General features: G+C 60.2%; 22 protein-coding genes. 15 read left to right on the top strand and 7 right to left on the bottom strand.

Going from position 1 to position 19,789, the window contains the following annotated elements; genetic code table 11:
- The first annotated feature begins 381 nt into the window (after positions 1-381).
- A complete protein-coding gene (locus AC1D2Q_RS23075; protein ID WP_477814647.1) occupies positions 382-741 on the top strand; it encodes a DUF6124 family protein in 360 nt (119 codons plus the stop codon).
- A gap of 259 nt (positions 742-1,000) precedes the next feature.
- Here AC1D2Q_RS23075 and ppnN read toward each other — a convergent pair whose 3' ends face one another.
- Positions 1,001-2,374, bottom strand: a complete 1,374-nt coding sequence (ppnN, locus tag AC1D2Q_RS23080) for a nucleotide 5'-monophosphate nucleosidase PpnN (protein WP_096480647.1) — start codon at positions 2,372-2,374, stop codon at positions 1,001-1,003.
- A 228-nt stretch (positions 2,375-2,602) separates the two neighbouring features.
- Between ppnN and AC1D2Q_RS23085 the strand changes: the two genes are divergently transcribed.
- Positions 2,603-3,130 carry a DUF3087 domain-containing protein gene (locus AC1D2Q_RS23085; protein ID WP_477814701.1) on the top strand — a complete coding sequence of 176 codons (528 nt, stop codon included), beginning with the start codon at positions 2,603-2,605 and terminating at the stop codon, positions 3,128-3,130.
- Positions 3,131-3,280: 150 nt separating this feature from the next.
- Positions 3,281-4,858, top strand: coding sequence for a sensor domain-containing diguanylate cyclase (locus AC1D2Q_RS23090; protein ID WP_477814648.1), 1,578 nt, complete (start codon positions 3,281-3,283; stop codon positions 4,856-4,858).
- 2 nt (positions 4,859-4,860) lie between these two features.
- Here AC1D2Q_RS23090 and AC1D2Q_RS23095 read toward each other — a convergent pair whose 3' ends face one another.
- Both AC1D2Q_RS23095 and dapA read right to left on the bottom strand, forming a co-directional pair.
- Complete coding sequence (locus AC1D2Q_RS23095) at positions 4,861-5,256, bottom strand: DUF2784 domain-containing protein (RefSeq protein ID WP_086945506.1); 396 nt, start codon at positions 5,254-5,256, stop codon at positions 4,861-4,863.
- A gap of 60 nt (positions 5,257-5,316) precedes the next feature.
- Positions 5,317-6,192: a 4-hydroxy-tetrahydrodipicolinate synthase gene (dapA, locus tag AC1D2Q_RS23100; RefSeq protein WP_477814649.1), complete on the bottom strand. Its 876-nt coding sequence runs from the start codon at positions 6,190-6,192 to the stop codon at positions 5,317-5,319.
- A gap of 379 nt (positions 6,193-6,571) precedes the next feature.
- On the opposite strand from dapA, the gene AC1D2Q_RS23105 reads away from it, so the two are divergent.
- The 3 genes from AC1D2Q_RS23105 to AC1D2Q_RS23115 all read left to right on the top strand — a co-directional run bounded on the left by AC1D2Q_RS23105 (position 6,572) and on the right by AC1D2Q_RS23115 (position 7,801).
- Positions 6,572-7,270, top strand: a complete 699-nt coding sequence (locus tag AC1D2Q_RS23105) for an AzlC family ABC transporter permease (RefSeq protein ID WP_477814650.1) — start codon at positions 6,572-6,574, stop codon at positions 7,268-7,270.
- Positions 7,270-7,581 (top strand): AzlD domain-containing protein, encoded by a 312-nt coding sequence (locus AC1D2Q_RS23110; protein WP_162830927.1) that lies wholly within the window; start codon positions 7,270-7,272, stop codon positions 7,579-7,581. Before AC1D2Q_RS23105 ends, AC1D2Q_RS23110 begins: the two co-directional genes overlap by 1 nt.
- Positions 7,582-7,642: 61 nt before the next feature.
- Complete coding sequence (locus AC1D2Q_RS23115; RefSeq protein ID WP_477814651.1) at positions 7,643-7,801, top strand: hypothetical protein; 159 nt, start codon at positions 7,643-7,645, stop codon at positions 7,799-7,801.
- 79 nt (positions 7,802-7,880) lie between these two features.
- Here the strand turns inward: AC1D2Q_RS23115 and AC1D2Q_RS23120 are convergent, their stop codons facing one another.
- From AC1D2Q_RS23120 to AC1D2Q_RS23130, 3 genes are all read right to left on the bottom strand, one after another.
- Entirely contained in the window at positions 7,881-8,594 is a 714-nt protein-coding gene (locus AC1D2Q_RS23120) for an ABC transporter ATP-binding protein (RefSeq protein WP_477814652.1), read from the bottom strand.
- Positions 8,595-8,597: 3 nt separating this feature from the next.
- A complete protein-coding gene (locus AC1D2Q_RS23125; RefSeq protein WP_477814653.1) occupies positions 8,598-9,434 on the bottom strand; it encodes an ABC transporter permease in 837 nt (278 codons plus the stop codon).
- A gap of 144 nt (positions 9,435-9,578) precedes the next feature.
- On the bottom strand, positions 9,579-10,565 hold the full coding sequence (locus AC1D2Q_RS23130; protein WP_477814654.1) for an aliphatic sulfonate ABC transporter substrate-binding protein: 987 nt from the start codon (positions 10,563-10,565) through the stop codon (positions 9,579-9,581).
- Between the two features lie 295 nt (positions 10,566-10,860).
- Between AC1D2Q_RS23130 and AC1D2Q_RS23135 the strand changes: the two genes are divergently transcribed.
- The 3 genes from AC1D2Q_RS23135 (at position 10,861) to AC1D2Q_RS23145 (ending at position 13,180) form a co-directional block, all read left to right on the top strand.
- Positions 10,861-11,808, top strand: coding sequence for an ABC transporter substrate-binding protein (locus AC1D2Q_RS23135; RefSeq protein WP_477814655.1), 948 nt, complete (start codon positions 10,861-10,863; stop codon positions 11,806-11,808).
- Positions 11,809-11,951: 143 nt separating this feature from the next.
- Positions 11,952-12,851, top strand: a complete 900-nt coding sequence (locus AC1D2Q_RS23140; RefSeq protein WP_477814656.1) for a polysaccharide deacetylase family protein — start codon at positions 11,952-11,954, stop codon at positions 12,849-12,851.
- A 77-nt stretch (positions 12,852-12,928) separates the two neighbouring features.
- Positions 12,929-13,180, top strand: a complete 252-nt coding sequence (locus tag AC1D2Q_RS23145) for a DUF1652 domain-containing protein (protein WP_305412084.1) — start codon at positions 12,929-12,931, stop codon at positions 13,178-13,180.
- Here the strand turns inward: AC1D2Q_RS23145 and AC1D2Q_RS23150 are convergent.
- On the bottom strand, positions 13,177-14,073 hold the full coding sequence (locus AC1D2Q_RS23150; RefSeq protein WP_477814657.1) for a LysR family transcriptional regulator: 897 nt from the start codon (positions 14,071-14,073) through the stop codon (positions 13,177-13,179). The genes AC1D2Q_RS23145 and AC1D2Q_RS23150 overlap by 4 nt on opposite strands.
- 127 nt (positions 14,074-14,200) lie before the next feature.
- On the opposite strand from AC1D2Q_RS23150, the gene AC1D2Q_RS23155 reads away from it, so the two are divergent.
- The 6 genes from AC1D2Q_RS23155 to benB all read left to right on the top strand — a co-directional run bounded on the left by AC1D2Q_RS23155 (position 14,201) and on the right by benB (position 19,781).
- Complete coding sequence (locus AC1D2Q_RS23155) at positions 14,201-15,349, top strand: muconate cycloisomerase family protein (RefSeq protein ID WP_477814702.1); 1,149 nt, start codon at positions 14,201-14,203, stop codon at positions 15,347-15,349.
- A gap of 10 nt (positions 15,350-15,359) precedes the next feature.
- Positions 15,360-15,650 (top strand): muconolactone Delta-isomerase, encoded by a 291-nt coding sequence (gene catC, locus AC1D2Q_RS23160; protein ID WP_007936026.1) that lies wholly within the window; start codon positions 15,360-15,362, stop codon positions 15,648-15,650.
- Between the two features lie 51 nt (positions 15,651-15,701).
- Entirely contained in the window at positions 15,702-16,631 is a 930-nt protein-coding gene (gene catA, locus AC1D2Q_RS23165; protein WP_477814658.1) for a catechol 1,2-dioxygenase, read from the top strand.
- A 119-nt stretch (positions 16,632-16,750) separates the two neighbouring features.
- Complete coding sequence (locus AC1D2Q_RS23170) at positions 16,751-17,710, top strand: AraC family transcriptional regulator (RefSeq protein ID WP_477814659.1); 960 nt, start codon at positions 16,751-16,753, stop codon at positions 17,708-17,710.
- Positions 17,711-17,931: 221 nt separating this feature from the next.
- Positions 17,932-19,296, top strand: coding sequence for a benzoate 1,2-dioxygenase large subunit (gene benA, locus AC1D2Q_RS23175; RefSeq protein ID WP_477814660.1), 1,365 nt, complete (start codon positions 17,932-17,934; stop codon positions 19,294-19,296).
- Positions 19,293-19,781: a benzoate 1,2-dioxygenase small subunit gene (gene benB, locus AC1D2Q_RS23180; RefSeq protein ID WP_018927991.1), complete on the top strand. Its 489-nt coding sequence runs from the start codon at positions 19,293-19,295 to the stop codon at positions 19,779-19,781. The genes benA and benB overlap by 4 nt, the downstream gene beginning before the upstream one ends.
- Positions 19,782-19,789: the final 8 nt, after the last annotated feature.

Consider the following 19,789-nt stretch of genomic DNA (forward strand, 5'->3'; position numbering starts at 1 on the left):
AGCCACCACAAGGCTCGGTGTCAGACCGCTAAACAAGCATTGTTTAAGCGACACTTCCAGACACTCTCTCAGGCTACGCAGCCTTGCGCCGCTGCCTACGACTACGCCAGAATCCGCCGGCTTGTGCGCCTTGAGGCCGGGCTCTATCGTTTCCGGGTCGCTGACCAATCAGCGATCGGATTTGACCGTCCGAACAAATCAAGGCGCGCCAGCGTCCAAGACCTTTTCAGGCATTGCCTGAAATATCGTGTCGCGGTGGCTGTGCGTGGGACACTTCGGTGTGCCGGATTCCTTGATGTCCGGTCGGTCAACCCGCGTACAGCTGCCACCTTGTTCGTTTGACCGCGAACGGCGGTAGCTCCACTCATCAAGGAGCTTCATATGTTCAAACCAACACCAAATCCACCGGAAACCGATCCAACCTCCCCGTACGAATCCCTCGATTCCAAAAAACTCCACGAAGCCGCGGACCGCGCCCTCGACCACTACCTCAAACCATCCATCCCCAAAGCCCCCAAGCGCAAACCCAGCACCATTTACCACGTCGGTCCGAAGGTCGATAACGAAACCCTGCTGGTCAACGCCTGCGAATCCCTGGCGTCAGCGAGCATGATGCTCAGTGAGTTCGCCGGGTTGATGGACATGCCACATCGCAATGTGATGTTGGGGATTCAATCGGTGGTCATGCTTGGGGAGTTGGCGGTGAACCGGGTGCTGGATAACCTCGATCCTCAGAACTGAGTGACCCATTGTGGCGAGGGAGCTTGCTCCCGCTCGGCTGCGCAGCAGTCGCAAAACCGGCATATGCGGTGTGCCAGAAAAATGCGGTTGCTGGATTTGGGGCCGCTTCGCAACCCAGCGGGAGCAAGCTCCCTCGCCACAGTGGGCTCCACTGACTCAGTCCCCAAAAACAAGAAACCCCGCATCACGCGGGGTTTCTTGTTTCCGGTGGTTCGGGAAAGCGGGCCATCGCGGGCCTGCTTCCACAGGGTTTCGCGTATCAAGCCACCACTTGGTAACACGGCACATACGCCGCGCCACCCGGCAGTTTCATCCGGTGCTGGGCAACGAAGGCTTTGAGCAAGTGGTCCAGCGGCTGCAAGACTTCGGCATCGCCACGGATCTGGTACGGCCCGTGCTCTTCGATCAGGCGGATGCCCTTGTCCTTGACGTTGCCGGCGACGATGCCGGAGAACGCGCGGCGCAGGTTGGCGGCCAGTTCGTGGGACGGCAGGTTGCGGCTCAGTTGCAGGTTGGCCATGTTGGCGTGGGTCGGGTCGAACGGGCGCTGGAAGCCTTCGTCGATCTTCAGCAGCCAGTTGAAATGGAACGCGTCGTTGCGCTCGCGGCGGAACTGTTTGACCGCTTTGAGGCCCTGAGTCATCTGCCGCGCCACTTCAGCCGGGTCGTCGATGATGATCTCGTAGTGCTGCTGCGCTTCTTCACCGAGGGTTGCGCCGACGAAGGCGTGCAGTTGCTCCAGATACGGCGCGGCGCTTTTCGGCCCGGTAAGGACCACCGGGAACGGCAGGTCCTGGTTGTCCGGGTGCATCAGGATGCCGAGCAGGTACAGGAACTCTTCGGCCGTGCCCGCGCCGCCGGGGAAAATGATGATGCCATGGCCGACCCGCACGAACGCTTCCAGGCGTTTCTCGATGTCCGGCAGGATCACCAGTTCGTTGACGATCGGGTTCGGCGCTTCGGCGGCGATGATCCCAGGTTCGGTCAAGCCGAGGTAACGGCCGCCGTGGATGCGTTGCTTGGCATGGGCGATGGTCGCGCCTTTCATCGGGCCTTTCATCACGCCAGGGCCGCAACCAGTGCAGATGTCCAGGCTGCGCAGGCCGAGTTCGTGGCCGACTTTCTTGGTGTATTTGTATTCTTCGGTGTTGATCGAGTGGCCGCCCCAGCACACCACGATTTTCGGCTCGACGCCGGGGCGCAGGGTGCGGGCGTTGCGCAGCAGGTGGAAGACGTAGTCGCTGATGCCCTGGGAGGTGCTCAGGTCGATGCTCAAGGCGTCGAGTTCGTTTTCGGTGTAGACGATGTCGCGCAGGGCGCTGAAGAGCATTTCGCGGGTGCTGGCGATCATTTCGCCATCGACGAAAGCGTCGGCGGGGGCGTTCAGCAGTTCCAGGCGTACGCCACGGTCTTGCTGGTGAATGCGGATTTCGAAGTCTTTGTAGGCTTCCAGGATGGTCTTGGCGTTATCAACGTGGGCGCCGGTATTGAGGATGGCCAGGGCGCATTGGCGGAAGAGGGTGTAGGTGATGCCGGATGAGGCTTCGCTCAGTTGCTGTACTTCACGCTGGGAGAGCGTTTCCAGGCTGCCTTTAGGGCTGACCGAGGCGTTGATTACATGTCGTTGGGTCATTCAATGATCCTTAAAACGATGTCACCCGCCAGCAACGGCGCATGGCATCCGAATAGTGTGTATCCATGATGAAGATGGCACGAACTGCGCTGTATCGCCATGCTCCCGCTTGACGATGAAAAGATGAAAAGGAGCTCCAGCATAGCTAAATCCTTCGGGGAGGCGATAATGCCTCGCAGTCTTTTTGTCACAGCGCCTTTTACCATCGATGCAAGGAATCCCGTCGCGATGTTCGAAATCCAGCCAATGAATGCCGAAACCTATCGACGCCAGACGCGGCGCAGCACGGTGATCATCGCCCTGATGTTCCTGGCGCTGGCGATGGTGCTGTCGACGGCGGCGGTGACGTTGTTCGGTGAACCCGGCGGCGATAATCTGCGGTTCAACGTGGGCGGTGTGTTTGCCGCGTTGTTGCTGACAGTGGCGCTGATGCGCGGCAAGTTCTGGAGCCAGGAGTGGATGGCGCCAGCGGTCTATGGTTGGCAGCTCAAGCGCAGCCTGATGAGCGTCACCAACGTCATGCATCAGGTGACGGCGGCGGTGGAGCAGGGCGACCCTGCCGCCATGAAACTGCTGCGCTTTTATCACTTGGGGCTGAGCCAGATGCACCAGTTGGACGGCAATTCCAGCGACCATAGTCAGCTGGCCCGCGAGATGGATCAACACGCGGCGCGGATGCAAGCACTGGGCATCGATACTGAGCAGACGCAATTGAATCCGGCCTGGTTTGAGGCGATCAAACAGACGCCGATGTAGCGATTACGATCGCTGGCAATGAGCGTTTTTGTGCAAATCACCTATCGTATCGGTGTCGGGTTGTAATGGTTTGAGCGCCGGTCACGGCTGGCTGGCGCTAAAAGGGCGAACGGGAAAATTCGCCATGTCATAAGGGATTCAGGGAGCGTCATGGGGCATCCGTCCTTCAAAGATCGTATTGAACACACCCGGTTCGCCACGCCTTGGGTGCCCGAGCCGGTTGAGTCAACGCTCAAGGTTCGATACGTGGTTTCTCTGCTGATTGCGGTGTGCCTGTCCTTGATGGCCATTGTGATCGGTGAAAGCTGGAACTCGCGTCAGTACCATCTGCGTGAGAGCGAAGTGGCGATGTCCAACCTGGCGCAAACCCTGGCCTCGCAGGCGCAGGCATCGATCAAACAGGCCGACACGCTGCTGTTTTCCCTGGTGGACCGCCTCGAAATCGATGGCATGCAACCGGAAAAACTTCCCCGACTGCAACGTTTGCTCCAGGCTCAGCGCAGTGAGTTGGTACAGATCCATGGGCTGTTCGTGTTCGACGAAGAAGGACGCTGGCTCGCCAATGCCATTAACGTCATACCGCCCAATGCCAATAATTCCGACCGTGAATATTTTATCTACCACCGTGATCATCCCGACCGCGGCCCTCATATCGGTCCGTCGATAAAAAGTCGCTCGACCGGTGAGTGGATCATGACCGTGTCACGCCGGCTCAATCACGCTGATGGCCGGTTTGCCGGCGTGGTGGTGGCTTCGATCTACCTCAAGCATTTCCTGGATTTGTACAACAGCATCGACATGGGCAATAACGGCGTGATCAACCTGATCTCCGATGACGCCACCATCGTCGTTCGGCGCCCGTTCAACGAAGCCGATATCGGCACCAGTGTCGCCAAAGGGCCGCTGTTTACCCAGCTGTTGCCCAAGGGCGATTCCGGTACGGCAACGGTCAGGTCCTTTGTCGACGGGGTGATGCGGGTCGTGGGGTTTCGACGGGTCGAGGGGTATCCGCTTGTCATCTTTGTCGGTCTCGACAAGGAGGAAGTCCTGGCCAGTTGGCGGCAGGAATCAATATTCAGTGCGGGCATCGTCCTGTTGCTGTTGGGGTTTCTGGGGGCTCTCGGTTATCGCCTGATCCGCCTCATGAAGCAGCAGAATCATATTCAGAGCAATCTGTTGGAGACTCAGGACAAACTCATTGAGGTCAACCGCAGCCTGGAGTTGCTGGCACTGGAGGATGCACTGACCGGGCTTTCCAACCGGCGTCAATTCGACCTGTTCATTCTCGCGGAAATGGGCCGCGCCAGGCGTAGCCAGACCCATCTTGCGCTGCTGATGATCGATGTCGACCACTTCAAGAGCTTCAATGACCACTATGGTCATTTGGCAGGCGATGAGTGTTTGCGCAAAATCAGCACGATTATCACCGAAAACATCAAGCGCCCTGGCGATCTCGCGGCTCGCTTCGGTGGTGAGGAGTTTACGGTGGTGCTGCCCGGTACCGACTACGTGGGGGCGTTTCTGGTAGCGGAAAACATCCGCCGTGCGGTTCAGCAGGCCGGCATCGAGCACGTTGGAGGCGTGGACGGCGTGGTCACAGTCAGCGTGGGTGTCTGCGCCTACGACCCGGCCTCGCAAGCCCAGCCCGACGACATCGTCGGCGCCGCGGACAAGGCGCTGTATGTGGCCAAGGCCAGTGGCCGGAACATGAGCGTCATTGCCAACTGAGCTCAACCGGAGCGGTGGTTACTGCCTGAACGGGTCGGATGCTTCCATTGCCGGAACAGCCGCGCATAGATCAGCACGTTGAGCGCCAACACCACGCTGCCCAGTGCCAGTTGAATCGTGGGCGTCAGCCCGGCCGGATAAATGATCGGCCACACGTAATGTTCGATAAAACCGCCGCCGTAACCGGTTTGCCCGGCCGCGTGGCGCATGCGGTTTTCCCATTCGGTGAGCGGGCACGCCAGGTGGAAGACTTCCACGATCACGCCCCATGCGGCGGCGGGCAGGTGCCACCAGATCAGGTGGCGCCATTTGAGCACCAGCAGCCCGCCGAACAGCACGAACAGAATGAACAGCAAGTGAGACAGCACCAGCCCGTCGGCGGCGATTCGGTAAAGCATGTCGATTCCCTGACGCGTTAGGTGAATCGCTCCATGGTACTCGGGCTGGACGCTTGTGCTCTATCGATTGCCGCCTTCAAGCGCTGCCAGTACTTCTTTCAAACGCACTGTCGTGCTTTCACTGCTACGTTGCATCGGTGCTCGCAGCTCGTCGCGGATCAATCCTTCAAGGGCCAGGGCAGTTTTCACCGGGGCGGGATTGGGCTCGATGAACAGGCTGTGGATCAGCGGCAGCAACTGGAAAAAGGTCGTTCGGCCGGCCGCTAAGCGGTTGTCGCGAATCTGTTGATACAGCGTCACGAACAGTTCGGGATGAACATGGGCCGAGGCGGCAATCGCGCCTTTGGCACCCAGGCATAGCGCGCCGAAGATCTGATTATCTTCGCCGCACAGCACGTCGACGTTACCGCTGGAGAGCAGTGCGAAGGTGTTGGCTGGGTTGCCGCCGCAGTCCTTGATCGCGACGATCCGCTCATGGGCGACGATCCGGAGCAGGGTCGCCTGCTCGAAGGCTATGCCGGTGCGATAGGGGATGTCGTAGAGAATAATCGGAGCGCTGGACGCATCGGCGACGGTCTTGAAAAAGGCTTCGAGGCCGGCCTGGGAAGGGCGGATGTAGTAGGGCGGCGGCACCAGCAAGCCCGCCAGGGGACGCTTCAGGATTTCGCTTTGAAATTGCAGCAACTCGGTGAGGTTGTTACCGGCCAGGCCCATCACCACGCGTTCTGGCGGCACCTGTTCCAGCACCGCATCGAGCACCGCCAGTTGCTCGTGTTTGCCCAGCGCCGCGGCTTCCCCGGTGGTGCCGCAGACCACTATGCCATCGACGCCTTTTTCCAGCAGATGACTGACCAGCCTCCGCAATCCGGCGAAGTCGATCGCACCATTGTGAAACGGCGTAACGATGGGAACCCAGATACCTTGAAACGATGACATGCACTTTCTCCTGAAGGTTGACCGATTTCGTCACCGTCAGAAGCGTAGAAGGAAGTCAGCAAGAGGAGGGGTGTCCGTCGCGCTCAATGTCCTGTCAGCTCATCTGACGGGACAGCGCGCCCCGGTCACATGAGCGACTGTTTCTTCGATTTAGGGGTGTGCGCAACGCAACCTTGCGCCTTGGCAATCAAGCCAATGACGACAGTGTTGAGGTTGAAGGTTGCGGACATGGTTGCTTACACCCTGAATGAGGCGCCCAGTTTTAAAAGCCGACGGGGTATTTGTCAATCGTGAAATCGTCGCAAGTGCGCAAGATTGTTCAAGCCATCGGCCACGACTGCTGGCACAGTCTGACGTCTTTTCCTGGTTGTAGAGCGTTATGTCCAACTCACTCGTGCCGCGCACTGCATTCCTTCGTGGCGCCGCGGCCATCATGCCGTTGTCCCTGGCGACCGCGCCTTGGGGATTGCTGGCCGGCTCCATGGCCATCGAGGCCAACCTCACGCCCCTGCAAGGCCAGGGGCTGTCGAGCATCGTGTTTGCCGGCGCGGCGCAATTGGTCGCCATCGGCATGCTCAAGGGCGGTGCCGGGGTCTTTTCGATTCTGTTGACCACGTTGCTGCTGACCTCCCAGCATTTGCTGTATGGAATGAGCATGCGTTCGGTGATTTCCCCATTGCCGGGCCGCTGGCGTATCGGGCTGGGCTTTTTGCTCACCGACGAGTTGTTCGCCCTGACCAGCCAGCATGACAAACAGCAGTTCAACCGCTGGTACGCCCTCGGCGTGGGCCTGACGTTTTACATCGCATGGAACCTCTTCACCCTGGCGGGCATTGTGCTGGGTAGCAGCATTCCAGGCCTTGAACACCTGGGGCTGGATTTCTCCATCGCGGCGACCTTTATCGCCTTGATCACGCCGGTGGTGCGCAACGTGCCGACGGTGGTCTGCGTGGCGGTCTCGTTGTTCTGTTCAGTGCTGTTCAGCTATTGGCAATGGGGCTCGGCGCTGGTGCTGTCGGGGTTGGCGGGCATGACGGCGGGCTTTATCTGCAACAAACTCTACGTGGGGCGCATATGATGGTCTGGGCTGTGATTATCGGGATGGGCCTGCTGGTGTTCCTGAACCGCTACGTATTTCTCGAACCTCGGCTGCCGGTGCGCTTGAGCAGCAATGCCCGGCAGTTTCTCGGTTTCGCGGTGCCGGGCATGCTCACCGCGATCTGCGGGCCGATTGTGTTCATGCCCGACAAACAGTTGAACCTGCAGTGGGACAACCCCTACCTGATCAGTTCGCTGGTGGCCGTGGGCCTGGTGCTTTACACCCGCAACACCTTGCTCAGCATGTTGTTGAGCATGGGGTTTTTCTTTTTGTTGCGGTGGTGGCTCTGAGTCGTCCGAGGCGAAACTGTTCTACGCTTAACGGATGATCCCTTGAGGAAGGGAGGTGGACATGGCCACTGAACCAAAGCGTCCGGACCTGGATGATGAGACCGATGAACCGACGGAGGAAGAACTCGAGCGGCAGAAGCGTTCGACGCCGGACTGGAAGCACCCCGACGACGGTAAAGAACTGTCGGACCGCGATCAGGAGCGTCCGTTGAAGCCCTGACATATCTGCTCGTGCCAAAGCCCCGCTATTGATAGCGGGGCTTTTTAATTTCCGATGCCTGAAATTAACGGGGTCGTCATCAAATGACATGCGCCCGCTGCAACTCGGTCAACGACAATGCCTTCAGCCGCGCGAGCAAGGGATCGCGCCGGTCACGGGGATGCGCCAGTTCCACCGCCAGTTCCTGACGAATGCTGCTGGGGCGGTTGTCCATCACCAGCACGCGGTCGCTGAGGTACAGCGCCTCATCGACGTCGTGAGTCACCAGCAACAGGGCGATGGCGTGGCGCTCGGCAAGTTGCAGCAACAGGTCCTGGAGTTTCATCCGGGTAAAGGCGTCCACCGCGCTGAAGGGTTCGTCCAGCAGTAAAACCTGCGGCCGCGAGTAGAGGCCGCGGGCGATGGCGACCCGTTGCGCCATGCCGCCGGAGAGCGCTTTGGGCAGGGCCTGGGCGAAACCGCCGAGGCCGACTTCTTCGATCAGTTGCGCGACCCAGGCCTTGTCGTAATCGCTGTCGGCGCTGAAGCCGATGTTTTGCTCGACCGTCAGCCAGGGCATCAGCCGCGGTTCCTGAAACACGAAGGCGACTTCACCGGCGTTGTTGCGCAGCTCCCCCAGGAAGTCTTTTTCCAGGCCGGCGACGATCCGCAGCAAGGTGCTTTTGCCGCAGCCGCTGGGGCCGAGCAGGCTGACAGTTTCCCGGGGCTGCAATTGCAGATGGATGTTTTTCAGGACGGTGGTGGCGGCGAAGGTTTTGCGCTCGACGCGGATGTCCAGCAGGTGTTCGGTCATGGCTCAATCCTCCGCGCTTTGGCCGTTGAAGGTGTCGCGCCAGGCCAGGAAGCGTTTCTCCAGGCCTGCGAGAATGCCGTCGCTGAGTTTGCCCAGCAGCGCCAGGACGATGATCGCAGCGAGCACGATGTCCGGGCGTGACGTTTCGCGCCCGTCGCTGAGTAAATAACCCAGGCCTTTGGTCGCGGCGATCAGCTCGGCGGCCACCAGAAACATCCAGGCCAGGCTCATGCCGCTGCGCAACCCGGTGAACAGGCCGGGCAGGGCGGCGGGCAGCAGAATCCGCCGCACCAGTCGACGCCGGCTGAAACCGTACATCTGCCCGACTTCCACCAGTTTGCGATCAATGTCGCGAATTGCCGCGACGCCGTTGAGGTACACCGGAAAGAACGCGCCGATGGTGATCAGGACGATTTTCGAGGTCTCGTCGATGCCCAGCCACAGCAACAACAGCGGCACCCAGGCCAGGCTCGGAATCGAGCGCAGGCCGGCGAAGGTCGGTTCCAGATACGCTTCGGCTTCGCGGCTCAAACCGACCCACGCGGCGAACACCAGTGCCAGGCTGGCGCCAATGACGAAGCCCAGCAGCACCCGCAACAGGCTGGCGCTGATGTGCTTCCAGAGCGCGCCTTCGGCGAGGTCTCTCAACGTCAACGCGATGTCGCTGGGGGCCGGCATTTGGTAGGACGGCAGCCAGCCGATGCGCACGACGAATTCCAGTACGAGGACGATCAGTACTGGCAGGGCCAGGCCCTTGAGGCGCAATTGCCAGGCGTTGCTCAGGCGACGCGGCGCGGGCAGCGTCAGGCTGGCGGGCAGGTCTTTGCTGTTGCTGGTCATGGGTGTTCTCCAGTGACGGCTGATTTGAAGCAAAATCAAAAGATCGCAGCCTGCGGCAGCTCCTACAGGGAGAGGCGTTCACCGTGGATTCATGGTTGTACCCGATCAATGTAGGAGCTGCCGCAGGCTGCGATCTTTTGATCTTTATTGACGGGCCACGGTTTCCTTGAAGCCGGTATCGATCAACTGATCGATCACTTGATCAACATTCACCCCTCGGCGCACCAGTTCTTCGGAGACCAGAATCGGCGCGGCAGCCTTGGAGGCGATCACATCCCGGGCGGTCAATTGCGGGCTGCTCAGGTCGGTGCGCGACAGTTGCAGCCTGGCCACTTCCAGCGGCAGACCGGACTCGGTGGCGAGCAACTTCGCCAGTTCGTCAGGGTTTTTCACCGCCCAGTCGCGCGCCTTTTCGTAGGCGCTCAGCACTGTTTCGATGGTTTTCGGATGTGCTTTGGCGTAGGTCTCGGTGACGCTGACCACGCCGTAACTGTTGAAGTGGGGGTTGCGGTACAACAGGCGCGAACCGGCCTGAACTTCACTCGCGGCCATGTGCGGATCCAGTCCGGCCCAGGCGTCGACCTCACCTTTCTCCAGCGCAGTGCGACCGTCCGGGTGCTGCAAGTGCACCAGCTCCACATCGTCCTTGGTCAGGCCGGCCTGTTGCAGGCTGCGCAGGGTGAACAGGTACGGGTCGGTGCCTTTGGTCGCGGCGATTTTTTTGCCTTTGAGGTCGGCCACGGTTTTGTAGGGCGAGTCCTTGCGCACCACCAACGCCGTCCATTCGGCGCGGCTGTACACATAAACCGATTTGATCGGGCTGCCATTGGCCCGGCTGAGCACTGCGGCGAGGCTGGCGGACGAGGCGAAATCAACGCCGCCGCTGTTGAGGTATTCCAGCGAACGGTTGCTGCCCTGGCTCAGCACCCAGCTGACTTTGGTCTGTGGCAGGGCCTTCTCCAGAAAGCCGAAGTGCTTGAGCACCAGGCTGACCGGCGAGTAATACGCGTAGTCCAGATGTACTTCGGCGGGCGGTGTTTCAGCCGCCTGGGCTAAGGTCGGCAGGCTCAGGGCCAGAGCGCAGGCGCTGAGCAGATACCTGACGTTGGCAAAACGGAAGATCGGTTTCATGGGACAGCTCCAGGCAAGGCGGCGAGATTCTTATTTCCGAAAAAACATTTTTCTTGAGTGCGTCCTGCGTAATGGGAATATTGCAGGCTCTGTGCCATATCCCGGAGTTTCCGGTTTATCAGGGGTTGGGGCGAATGAAAGGGGATCGGAATGCACCGGGGAAAACAGTCTGTTGAGTCACTGTTGCTGGACAGACACCGACTGTTCCCGGTCATGAACTTATGCACAAATAGAATTTAATGCGGCAGCTTTAAGAGCGTTATGGTCTATAAAAACAACGTTCCAGGAGCCCCCGATGAACCTGTCCCGATTCCTGCGCGGTCTGTTGACCAGCGCCTTGTTTGCCGCGCCATTGAGCTACGGCGCCGACTCCGTGGTGTTGCACGTCGGCGATCAGAATTACTACAACATTCGTGCGTCGGTGGAGGCCTCGGGTGTGTTGCAAGGGGCGCCCTATACCGTCGACTGGAAGCACTTCCAGGCCGCCGCGCCGCTGGCCGAAGCGCTGAACACCGGCGCGTTGGACCTGGGCTTTCTTGGCGATTCGGGTTTTCTGTTTCTGACCGCCAAGCAGGCACCGGTGAAACTGATCGGTGTGTCGCGGCAGAACCCGGACACCATCGCCTTGCTGGTGCCCAAGGATTCTCCGGTCAAATCCATCGCCGATCTCAAGGGCAAGAAAGTCGCGTACTGGCCCGGCGCCTGGAGCCAGCAGCTGACCCTGCGGGCCCTGGAGCAAGCCGATTTGCCGGACAACTACGTCGACTTCATCAAACTGATGCCGATCGACGCAGCTGCCGCGTTGCCCCAGGGCAGCATCGACGCGTTCCCGGTCTGGGAACCGTACATTTCCCAACAGATTCTGTTTTCCGGTGCCCGGCCGATTCTCACGGCCAAAAACCTGATGCCCGGCCTTAGCGCCATCGCCGCGTCAACACCTTCGATCGACAGCAAACGCGAAGCCATTGCCGACTTCCTGGTGCGTCTGAAAAAGGCCCGTGCCTGGGTCGACAACCACACCGACGAGTACGCCGACCTGTGGGCGAAAAAGGCCAATCTTGACCAGAACGTGTCACGCCATTGGCTGCGCCAGGCGCACATGACTGTCGGCCCGGTGGATCAGCAGGCCGCAGCGGATCTGCAAAGCACCGCGGACTTCCTGTTCAAGGTCAAGGCACTGCCGGCCGCCCTGGCCACGGCGCCGATAATCGACAGCTCGTTCCAGCAGGCACTGGCCCAATAACCGAAGCAGGCACTGGAACCAAACACTGTGTACCCTTATCCAACCTCGGCTCGCAGCGATTGGCGGGTCGATCGAAGGGATGAATGGGCGAGGGGTTTTTGCCATTAAACGTGACGGTCGCAAGGTCTGGCCCAAGGCAAAACATGAAGCAGTTGATCAAGGTTCTATCCGTATTCGCCATCGCCGTCGGCCTGTTTGGCTGCATCGCCGCGCCCATCGAAATGACGCCGCAGACGCAACAGCGCCTGCGCGCGCAAGCGCCGATCCGTTTCCTGTTGACCTTCGACGACGGGCCCAGCGCCTCCGGTTTTTACAACCCCACCGTCACCGTGCTCGACAGCCTGGCGCGCAATCCGCTGCAACCGGACATCAAAGCCGTGTTCTTCGTGCAGACCCGTGCCACAGGCGCCGGCGGCAGTGACGTGGGCCGCCAGATCATGCGACGCGAACAGGCCGAAGGTCACCTGCTGGGCTTCCACACGGCCACGCCCCACCACACCAACCATCGCTCCCTGGAGCCGGAACAACTGGAACAGTCGCTGACCAACGGCAGCGCAGACATTGCCGCGATCACTGGCGCCTCGCCGATCCTGGTGCGTCCGCCGTTCTGGAATTATGACAAGCGCACTTTCGCGGCCTATCAGCAGCACGGCATGCATGTACTGCTGACCGACCTGAGCGCCAATGACGGCAAGATCTGGGGCTTCAATGCCAGCCCTCGGCGGCGGGCCAATATGCTGCGGCAGCTGTCCGAAGTGCGCGAGCGCATCGCCCTTGGCCAGTTGCCGACGGTGGACGGGGTGATTCCGGTGGTGGTGACCTTTCACGACCTCAACCGCTACACCGCCCGGCATGCTCGTGAATACCTGCAAATCCTCCTCGACAGTGCCAACGCCACCGGTCTGGCCACGGCGCAGAAACCGTTTTACGACGACACTGCAGCGCTACAGCGGGCGGCCATGGCGCGCACCGTCAAGCAGAGTTCCGAGCCTGTTCGTTTGCCGGGGATCTGGAATTGGATATGGGATGGGGATGCTCACTGAGCTCACTGGCGCATTGCGCAAGCTGAACTAATCTCAGTGGATCCAATCGGAAAACCGTCCATGGAGGGGCGTCTGTCATGGTTTCAATTGAGCAGCTTTGCCAGATTGTCGAGTCCGGTTTCAAGCCGCTCTCCTGCGAATGCACCGTGAACCATGATGAAACCTTGCGGATCAAGGTTTTCGATCAGAGCACCGGGCGGATTGAGTTGTTGATCACCGGCGTATCCCCCGACAAACTGATCAGTGTTCGCGATATTTCCAAGCTGATCGGCGAACTTCGCACAGAAATGCGTGCCGGTCGCCGAGCGTTCGCCGGTGTCGTGGCCTAGTCTGCAGGTCTGTCGCGCGGCAGCAGTTCATCGATCATCTGCAAGCAATGATTCAACCCCGGCGACACATCGCCCACGCGCCTGCTGAGAATAATCGGCGAGGTCGCGTTGTCTTCCAGCACCGGAGTGAAGCCAATGTCGTCGCGGTGCAGCAACTGCACCGAGGCCGGTACCAGCGTCACCCCGATTCCCGCCCCCACCAGACCGATCGCCGTTTGCAGCTCGTTGGTCCATTGCGCCACCTTGATGTGCACGCCACTGGCTTCGAACAACGCGATCACGTGGTCGGCATAACTCGGGCGCGGGTTGCCGGGGTAAAGCACAAAAGGTTCTTTCGCCAGTTCACGAAGACTGATGGGCCTGGCGAGGAGCGGGTGGCCGGCGGGCAGGGCGGCGACCAGTCGATCTTCGGTGAGCACGGTCTGCAGGATGGCCGGGTCGTCGATGCGGATGCGCCCGAAACCGACATCGATGCGCCCGGCCTTGAGCGCCTGCACCTGTTGCAACGTGGTCATTTCCGAGAGCCCCAACTCCAGCGCCAGAGGCTCGCCGCTGCGCAACCGGCGAATCAGTTCCGGCAACACGCCATAGAGTGTCGAGGGCGCAAAGCCGATGCCCAGCCAGGTCTTTTCGCCCAGGCCAATTCGTCGTGTGTTGTCGCAAACCTTGCCCAGTTGTTCGAGCAGGGCGGTGGAGTGTTCATGGAAAAACCGCCCGGCGTCGGTCAACTTCAATGGTCGGCCGCGCTCCAGCAGCAGTACCCCGAGTTCGTCTTCCAGTTGCTGGATCTGCCGGCTCAGCGGTGGTTGGGCGATGTGCAGCAGTTCGGCGGCGCGGGTGAAGTTGAGGGTTTGAGCCAACACCTGAAAATACCGCAGGTGACGCAGTTCCATGGGGCCTCCGCACGTCGATCTGTTAAATACCTTTGAGGTATCGAGCCAGACCAATTCTATATTGGCCGCCCGGAAAAAGCCGTACGAGAATCCGTTTCAGAACTTCAAGAACCTGACGGGTATCGACATGCGTGCAACTGCCATTGAATCGATCGAGACGATCATCGTCGATCTGCCGACCATTCGCCCGCACAAGCTGGCGATGCACACCATGCAGAACCAGACCCTGGTAATCATTCGGGTGCGCTGCGCCGATGGCATTGAGGGTATCGGCGAATCGACCACCATCGGTGGCCTGGCCTACGGCAACGAAAGCCCGGACAGCATCAAGACCAACATCGACAAACACTTCGCGCCACTGCTGATCGGCCAGGACAGCGGCAATGTGAATGCCGCGATGTTGCGCCTGGAGCGCAGCATTCGTGGCAACACCTTCGCCAAATCGGGTATCGAAAGCGCCTTGCTCGACGCCCAGGGCAAGCGCCTTGGCCTGCCGGTCAGCGAACTGTTGGGCGGACGGGTTCGCGACGCCTTGCCGGTGGCCTGGACCCTGGCCAGCGGCGACACCGCCAAGGACATTGCCGAAGCGGAAAAAATGCTCGACCTGCGCCGCCACCGGATCTTCAAACTGAAAATCGGCGCCGGCGAGGTCAACCGCGACCTGGCCCACGTGATTGCGATCAAAAAGGCCCTGGGTGATCGCGCCAGCGTGCGGGTCGATGTCAATCAGGCCTGGGACGAAGCAGTCGCTCTGCGGGCCTGCCGGATCCTCGGCACCAACGGCATCGACCTGATCGAACAACCGATCTCGCGTAATAACCGCGCCGRCATGGTGCGCCTGAATGCCATGAGCCCGGCGCCGATCATGGCCGATGAATCCATCGAATGCGTAGAGGATGCTTTCAACCTGGCACGGGAGGGCGCGGCTTCGGTATTCGCCCTGAAAATCGCCAAGAATGGCGGCCCTCGCGCCGTGCTGCGAACCGCCGCGATTGCCGAGGCGGCCGGTATCGGCCTGTACGGCGGCACCATGCTGGAAGGCGGAATCGGCACGCTGGCCTCGGCCCATGCCTTTGTCACACTGAATACATTGAGCTGGGATACCGAATTGTTCGGCCCGCTGCTGCTGACCGAAGACATCCTCAGCGAGCCCTTGGTCTACCGCGATTTCCAACTGCACGTCCCGTCAACACCGGGGCTGGGCCTGGTTCTGGATGAAGAACGCCTGGCGTTTTTCCGTCGGGACAAAAGTTCCACTGTCGTTCATCAAGCCTGAGGAGGGCATCATGCTGTTTCACGTAAAAATGACCGTGAATTTACCGGTCGACATGAACCCGGAGCGCGCCGCTCAGCTCAAGGCCGACGAGAAAGCCCTGGCCCAGCGCCTGCAAGAGCAAGGCAAGTGGCGTCATCTGTGGCGCATCGCCGGGCTCTATGCCAATTACAGCGTGTTCGATGTCGACAGCGTTCAGGAACTGCACGACCTACTGATGCAATTGCCGCTGTACCCGTACATGGCCATCGAGGTCAACGCGCTGTGCCGGCATCCTTCTTCCATTCGCGAGGATGACCGCTGAACCCAGCCTGTTCAGTTCGCTACGCTAATAATTACAAGATGAGGATCCACCATGAACGTCAAGATTTCCCACACCGCCAGTGTCCAGAAGTTTCTCGAAGAGGCCAGCGGCCAGCTTAACGACGCCGGTGATCCACGGGTCAAAGCGCTGGTTTACCGCATCCTGCGTGATTCGGTGAACATCATCGAGGACCTGGCCGTGACCCCGGAAGAATTCTGGAAAGCCGTCAATTACCTCAACGTGCTGGGCGCGCGGCAGGAGGCCGGTCTGTTGGTTGCCGGGCTCGGTCTTGAGCATTACCTCGACCTGTTGATGGATGCCGAAGACGAGCAGGCCGGCAAATCCGGCGGCACCCCGCGGACCATCGAGGGGCCGCTGTATGTGGCGGGTGCGCCGCTGTCGCAAGGCGAAGCGCGTCTCGATGACGGCGTCGATCCGGGTGTGACTCTGTTCATGCAGGGCCGGGTGTTCAACACCGCCGGCGAACCGCTGGCCGGGGCGGTGGTGGATGTCTGGCACGCCAACACCGGCGGCACCTATTCGTACTTCGACACCACCCAGTCCGAGTTCAACCTGCGTCGCCGGATCGTCACCGATGCCGAGGGCCGTTATCGCTTCCGTAGCATCGTGCCGTCGGGCTACGGCTGCCCGCCGGATGGTCCGACCCAGCAACTGCTCAATCAACTGGGCCGTCATGGCCAGCGGCCGGCGCACATTCACTTCTTCATTTCGGCACCGGATCATCGTCACCTGACCACCCAGATCAACCTCGATGGCGATCAGTACCTGCATGACGATTTCGCCTACGCCACCCGTGACGAACTGATCGCCAAGATCACCTTCAGCGACGATCCGCAGCGTGCGGCGGCCCATGGCGTGAGCGGTCGTTTTGCCGAAATCGATTTCGACTTCACCCTGCAGTCGTCCGCCCAGCCTGAGGAGCAGCAACGCCACGAACGGGTCCGCGCACTCGAGGACTGATACCTTCGACCAGCCGAACCGGGCCACGAGATAACCGACCGTTTATCTCGTGGTCTTTTGTGTTTCGGCCGGGGCTCTAGAATGGCGACGCCACTGATAACAACAATGAGAGTGAACCGATGATGCAAGCGCAATTGTTGAGTCATCGCAGCAGAGTCTTCGACCATGCCGACCCGTACGCGGTATCTGGCTACGTCAATCAGCACGTTGGCAACCATTGCCTGCAGATGCCCAGGGCCGGCCGGCCGCTGGCCAGCCTCGATCATCGCAAGTTCGCCAGCCTTGATCTATGCCGCATCAGTTATGGCGCCAGCGTGCGGGTTACCGCTGGCGCGCTGGACAGCATCTATCACTTGCAGGTGTTGCTGCGCGGCAACTGCCTGTGGCGTGGCCATGGTCAGGAACATTACTTCGCGCCCGGGGAGTTGCTGCTGATCAACCCGGACGATCCGGTGGATCTGACCTATTCCAGTGATTGCGAAAAATTCATCCTGAAAGTCCCCACCCGGCTGTTGGAGTCGGTGTGCGAGGAGCAGCGCTGGCGGTATCCGGGGCAGGGCGTGCGGTTTCTGGAAAACCGTTATCAGCTCAATCAACTGGAAGGTTTCGTCAGCCTGCTGGCGATGATTTGCCAGGAAGCCGAGGCTTCCGAGCCGATTCCTCGCGTGCAGGAGCACTATGCGCAAATCGTGGTCAGCAAGATGCTGGGCCTGATGAAAACCAACGTCATGCGCACCGACCCCGGCTCAGCCTCGGCCACGTTCGAGGCGCTGGTCGATTACATCGCCCGCAACCTCAAGCAGGACATCGACAGCGAAGAACTGGCGCGCCAGGCGCGGATGAGCCTGCGTTCGCTGTATGGGTTGTTCGAACGCAATGCGGGGGACACGCCGAAAAACTACATCCGGCAGAAGAAGCTCGAACGCATTCACGCCAACCTGAGCGACCCGACCTGCAACGTGCGCAACGTCACGGAAGTGGCCATGGATTACGGCTTCCTGCACCTGGGTCGGTTCTCCGACAGCTACCGCAAACAGTTCGGCGAATTGCCCTCCGACACCCTCAAGCGCCGCCATTGATCTCACAAACACCACCCACCGCTATTTGATCGTTCCCACGCTCCCGCGTGGGAATGCCTCAACGGACGCAGAGCATCCCGGGCTGCATTCCCACGCAGAGCGTGGGAACGATCATCACCTGCTGCACAAAACGGATAAAGGTCTGCACCCGGCGGATAGTCCGCCCCATCCCCACGTCCTAGCATGGCCCTGCCTGAATAAAAACAATGGAGGCGGCGGCCATGTCCCTGCGACCCGAATACCTTCACTCCCTGCTTGAAGAAAACCCTGAACAGGGTATCTATCGCTGCAAGCGCGAGATGTTCACTGACCCGCGGCTGTTCGACCTCGAGATGGAACACATCTTCGAAGGCAACTGGCTGTACCTGGCGCACGAAAGCCAGCTCCCCAATAACAACGACTTCTACACCACTACCATGGGGCGCCAGTCGATCTTTATCGCGCGCAACAAGGACGGTGAGTTGAACGCCTTTATCAACGCATGCAGCCACCGCGGGGCGATGCTCTGCCGGCACAAGACCGGCAACAAGAGTTCCTACACCTGCCCGTTCCACGGCTGGACGTTCAACAACTCCGGCAAGCTGCTCAAGGTCAAGGACCCGGCGGCGGCCGGTTACCCGGCGAGCTTCAATTGCGAAGGCTCCCACGACCTGACCCGCGTCGCGCGTTTCGAGTCCTATCGCGGCTTCCTGTTCGGCAGCCTCAAGGCTGACGTGGTGCCGTTGGTGGAGCACCTGGGCGAGTCGGCGAAGATCATCGACATGATCGTCGACCAGTCCGCCGATGGCCTGGAAGTGCTGCGCGGTTCTTCCAGTTACATCTACGAAGGCAACTGGAAACTCACCGCCGAAAACGGTGCCGACGGCTATCACGTCAGCTCCGTGCACTGGAACTACGCCGCCACCCAGAACCAACGCAAACAGCGCGAAGCCGGCGAAGACATCCGCACCATGAGCGCCGGCACCTGGGCCAGGCAGGGCGGTGGTTTCTATTCCTTCGACAAGGGCCACATGCTGCTCTGGACCCGTTGGTCCAACCCCGAGGACCGTCCACTGTACGAGCGTCGCGACGAGTTGGCCCGGGACTTCGGCCAGGCCCGCGCCGACTGGATGATCGAGAACTCGCGCAACCTGTGCCTGTACCCGAACGTGTACCTGATGGACCAGTTCAGCTCGCAGATTCGCATCGCCCGGCCGATCTCGGTCAACCGTACCGAAATCACCATTTACTGCATCGCCCCCAAAGGTGAAAGCGACCACGCCCGTTCGAGCCGCATTCGGCAGTACGAGGACTTTTTCAACGTCAGCGGCATGGCCACTCCAGACGATCTGGAAGAGTTTCGCTCCTGCCAGACCGGCTACCAGGGCAGCGTTACCACCTGGAACGACATGTCCCGTGGTGCCGAACACTGGATTGAAGGCGCCGATGACGCGGCCAGGGAAATCGACCTGCACCCGTTGCTCAGCGGGGTGCGTACCGAAGACGAAGGCCTGTTCGTGCTGCAACACAAATATTGGCAGCAGACCATGCTCAAGGCCCTGGCCGCCGAACAGTCCGACCTGATTGCAGTGGAGGCCGTGCAATGACCATGACCTATGACGCGGTGCGCGATTTTCTCTACCGCGAAGCGCGCTACCTCGACGACAAACAATGGGACGACTGGCTGGAGTTGTACGCGCCGGACGCAACTTTCTGGATGCCGTCCTGGGATGACAACGACGAGCTGACCATCGATCCGCAGCGGGAAATCTCGCTGATCTGGTACGGCAACCGCACGGGCCTGGAAGACCGCATCTTCCGCATCAAGACCGAGCGTTCCAGCGCCAGCGTGCCGGACACCCGCACCTCGCACAATCTCAGCAACATCGAGCTGATCGAACAGGCCGACGGCCTGTGCAAGGTGCGCTTCAACTGGCACACCCTGAGCTTTCGCTACAAGACCGTCGACAGCTATTTCGGCAGCAGTTTCTACACCCTGGATGTGCGCGGCGAGAACCCGCTGATCTTGGCCAAGAAAGTGATCCTGAAGAACGACTACGTTCGCCAGGTCATCGATGTTTACCACCTTTGAGGCAGCCG

The organism is Pseudomonas sp. P1_A1 (assembly GCF_056406935.1).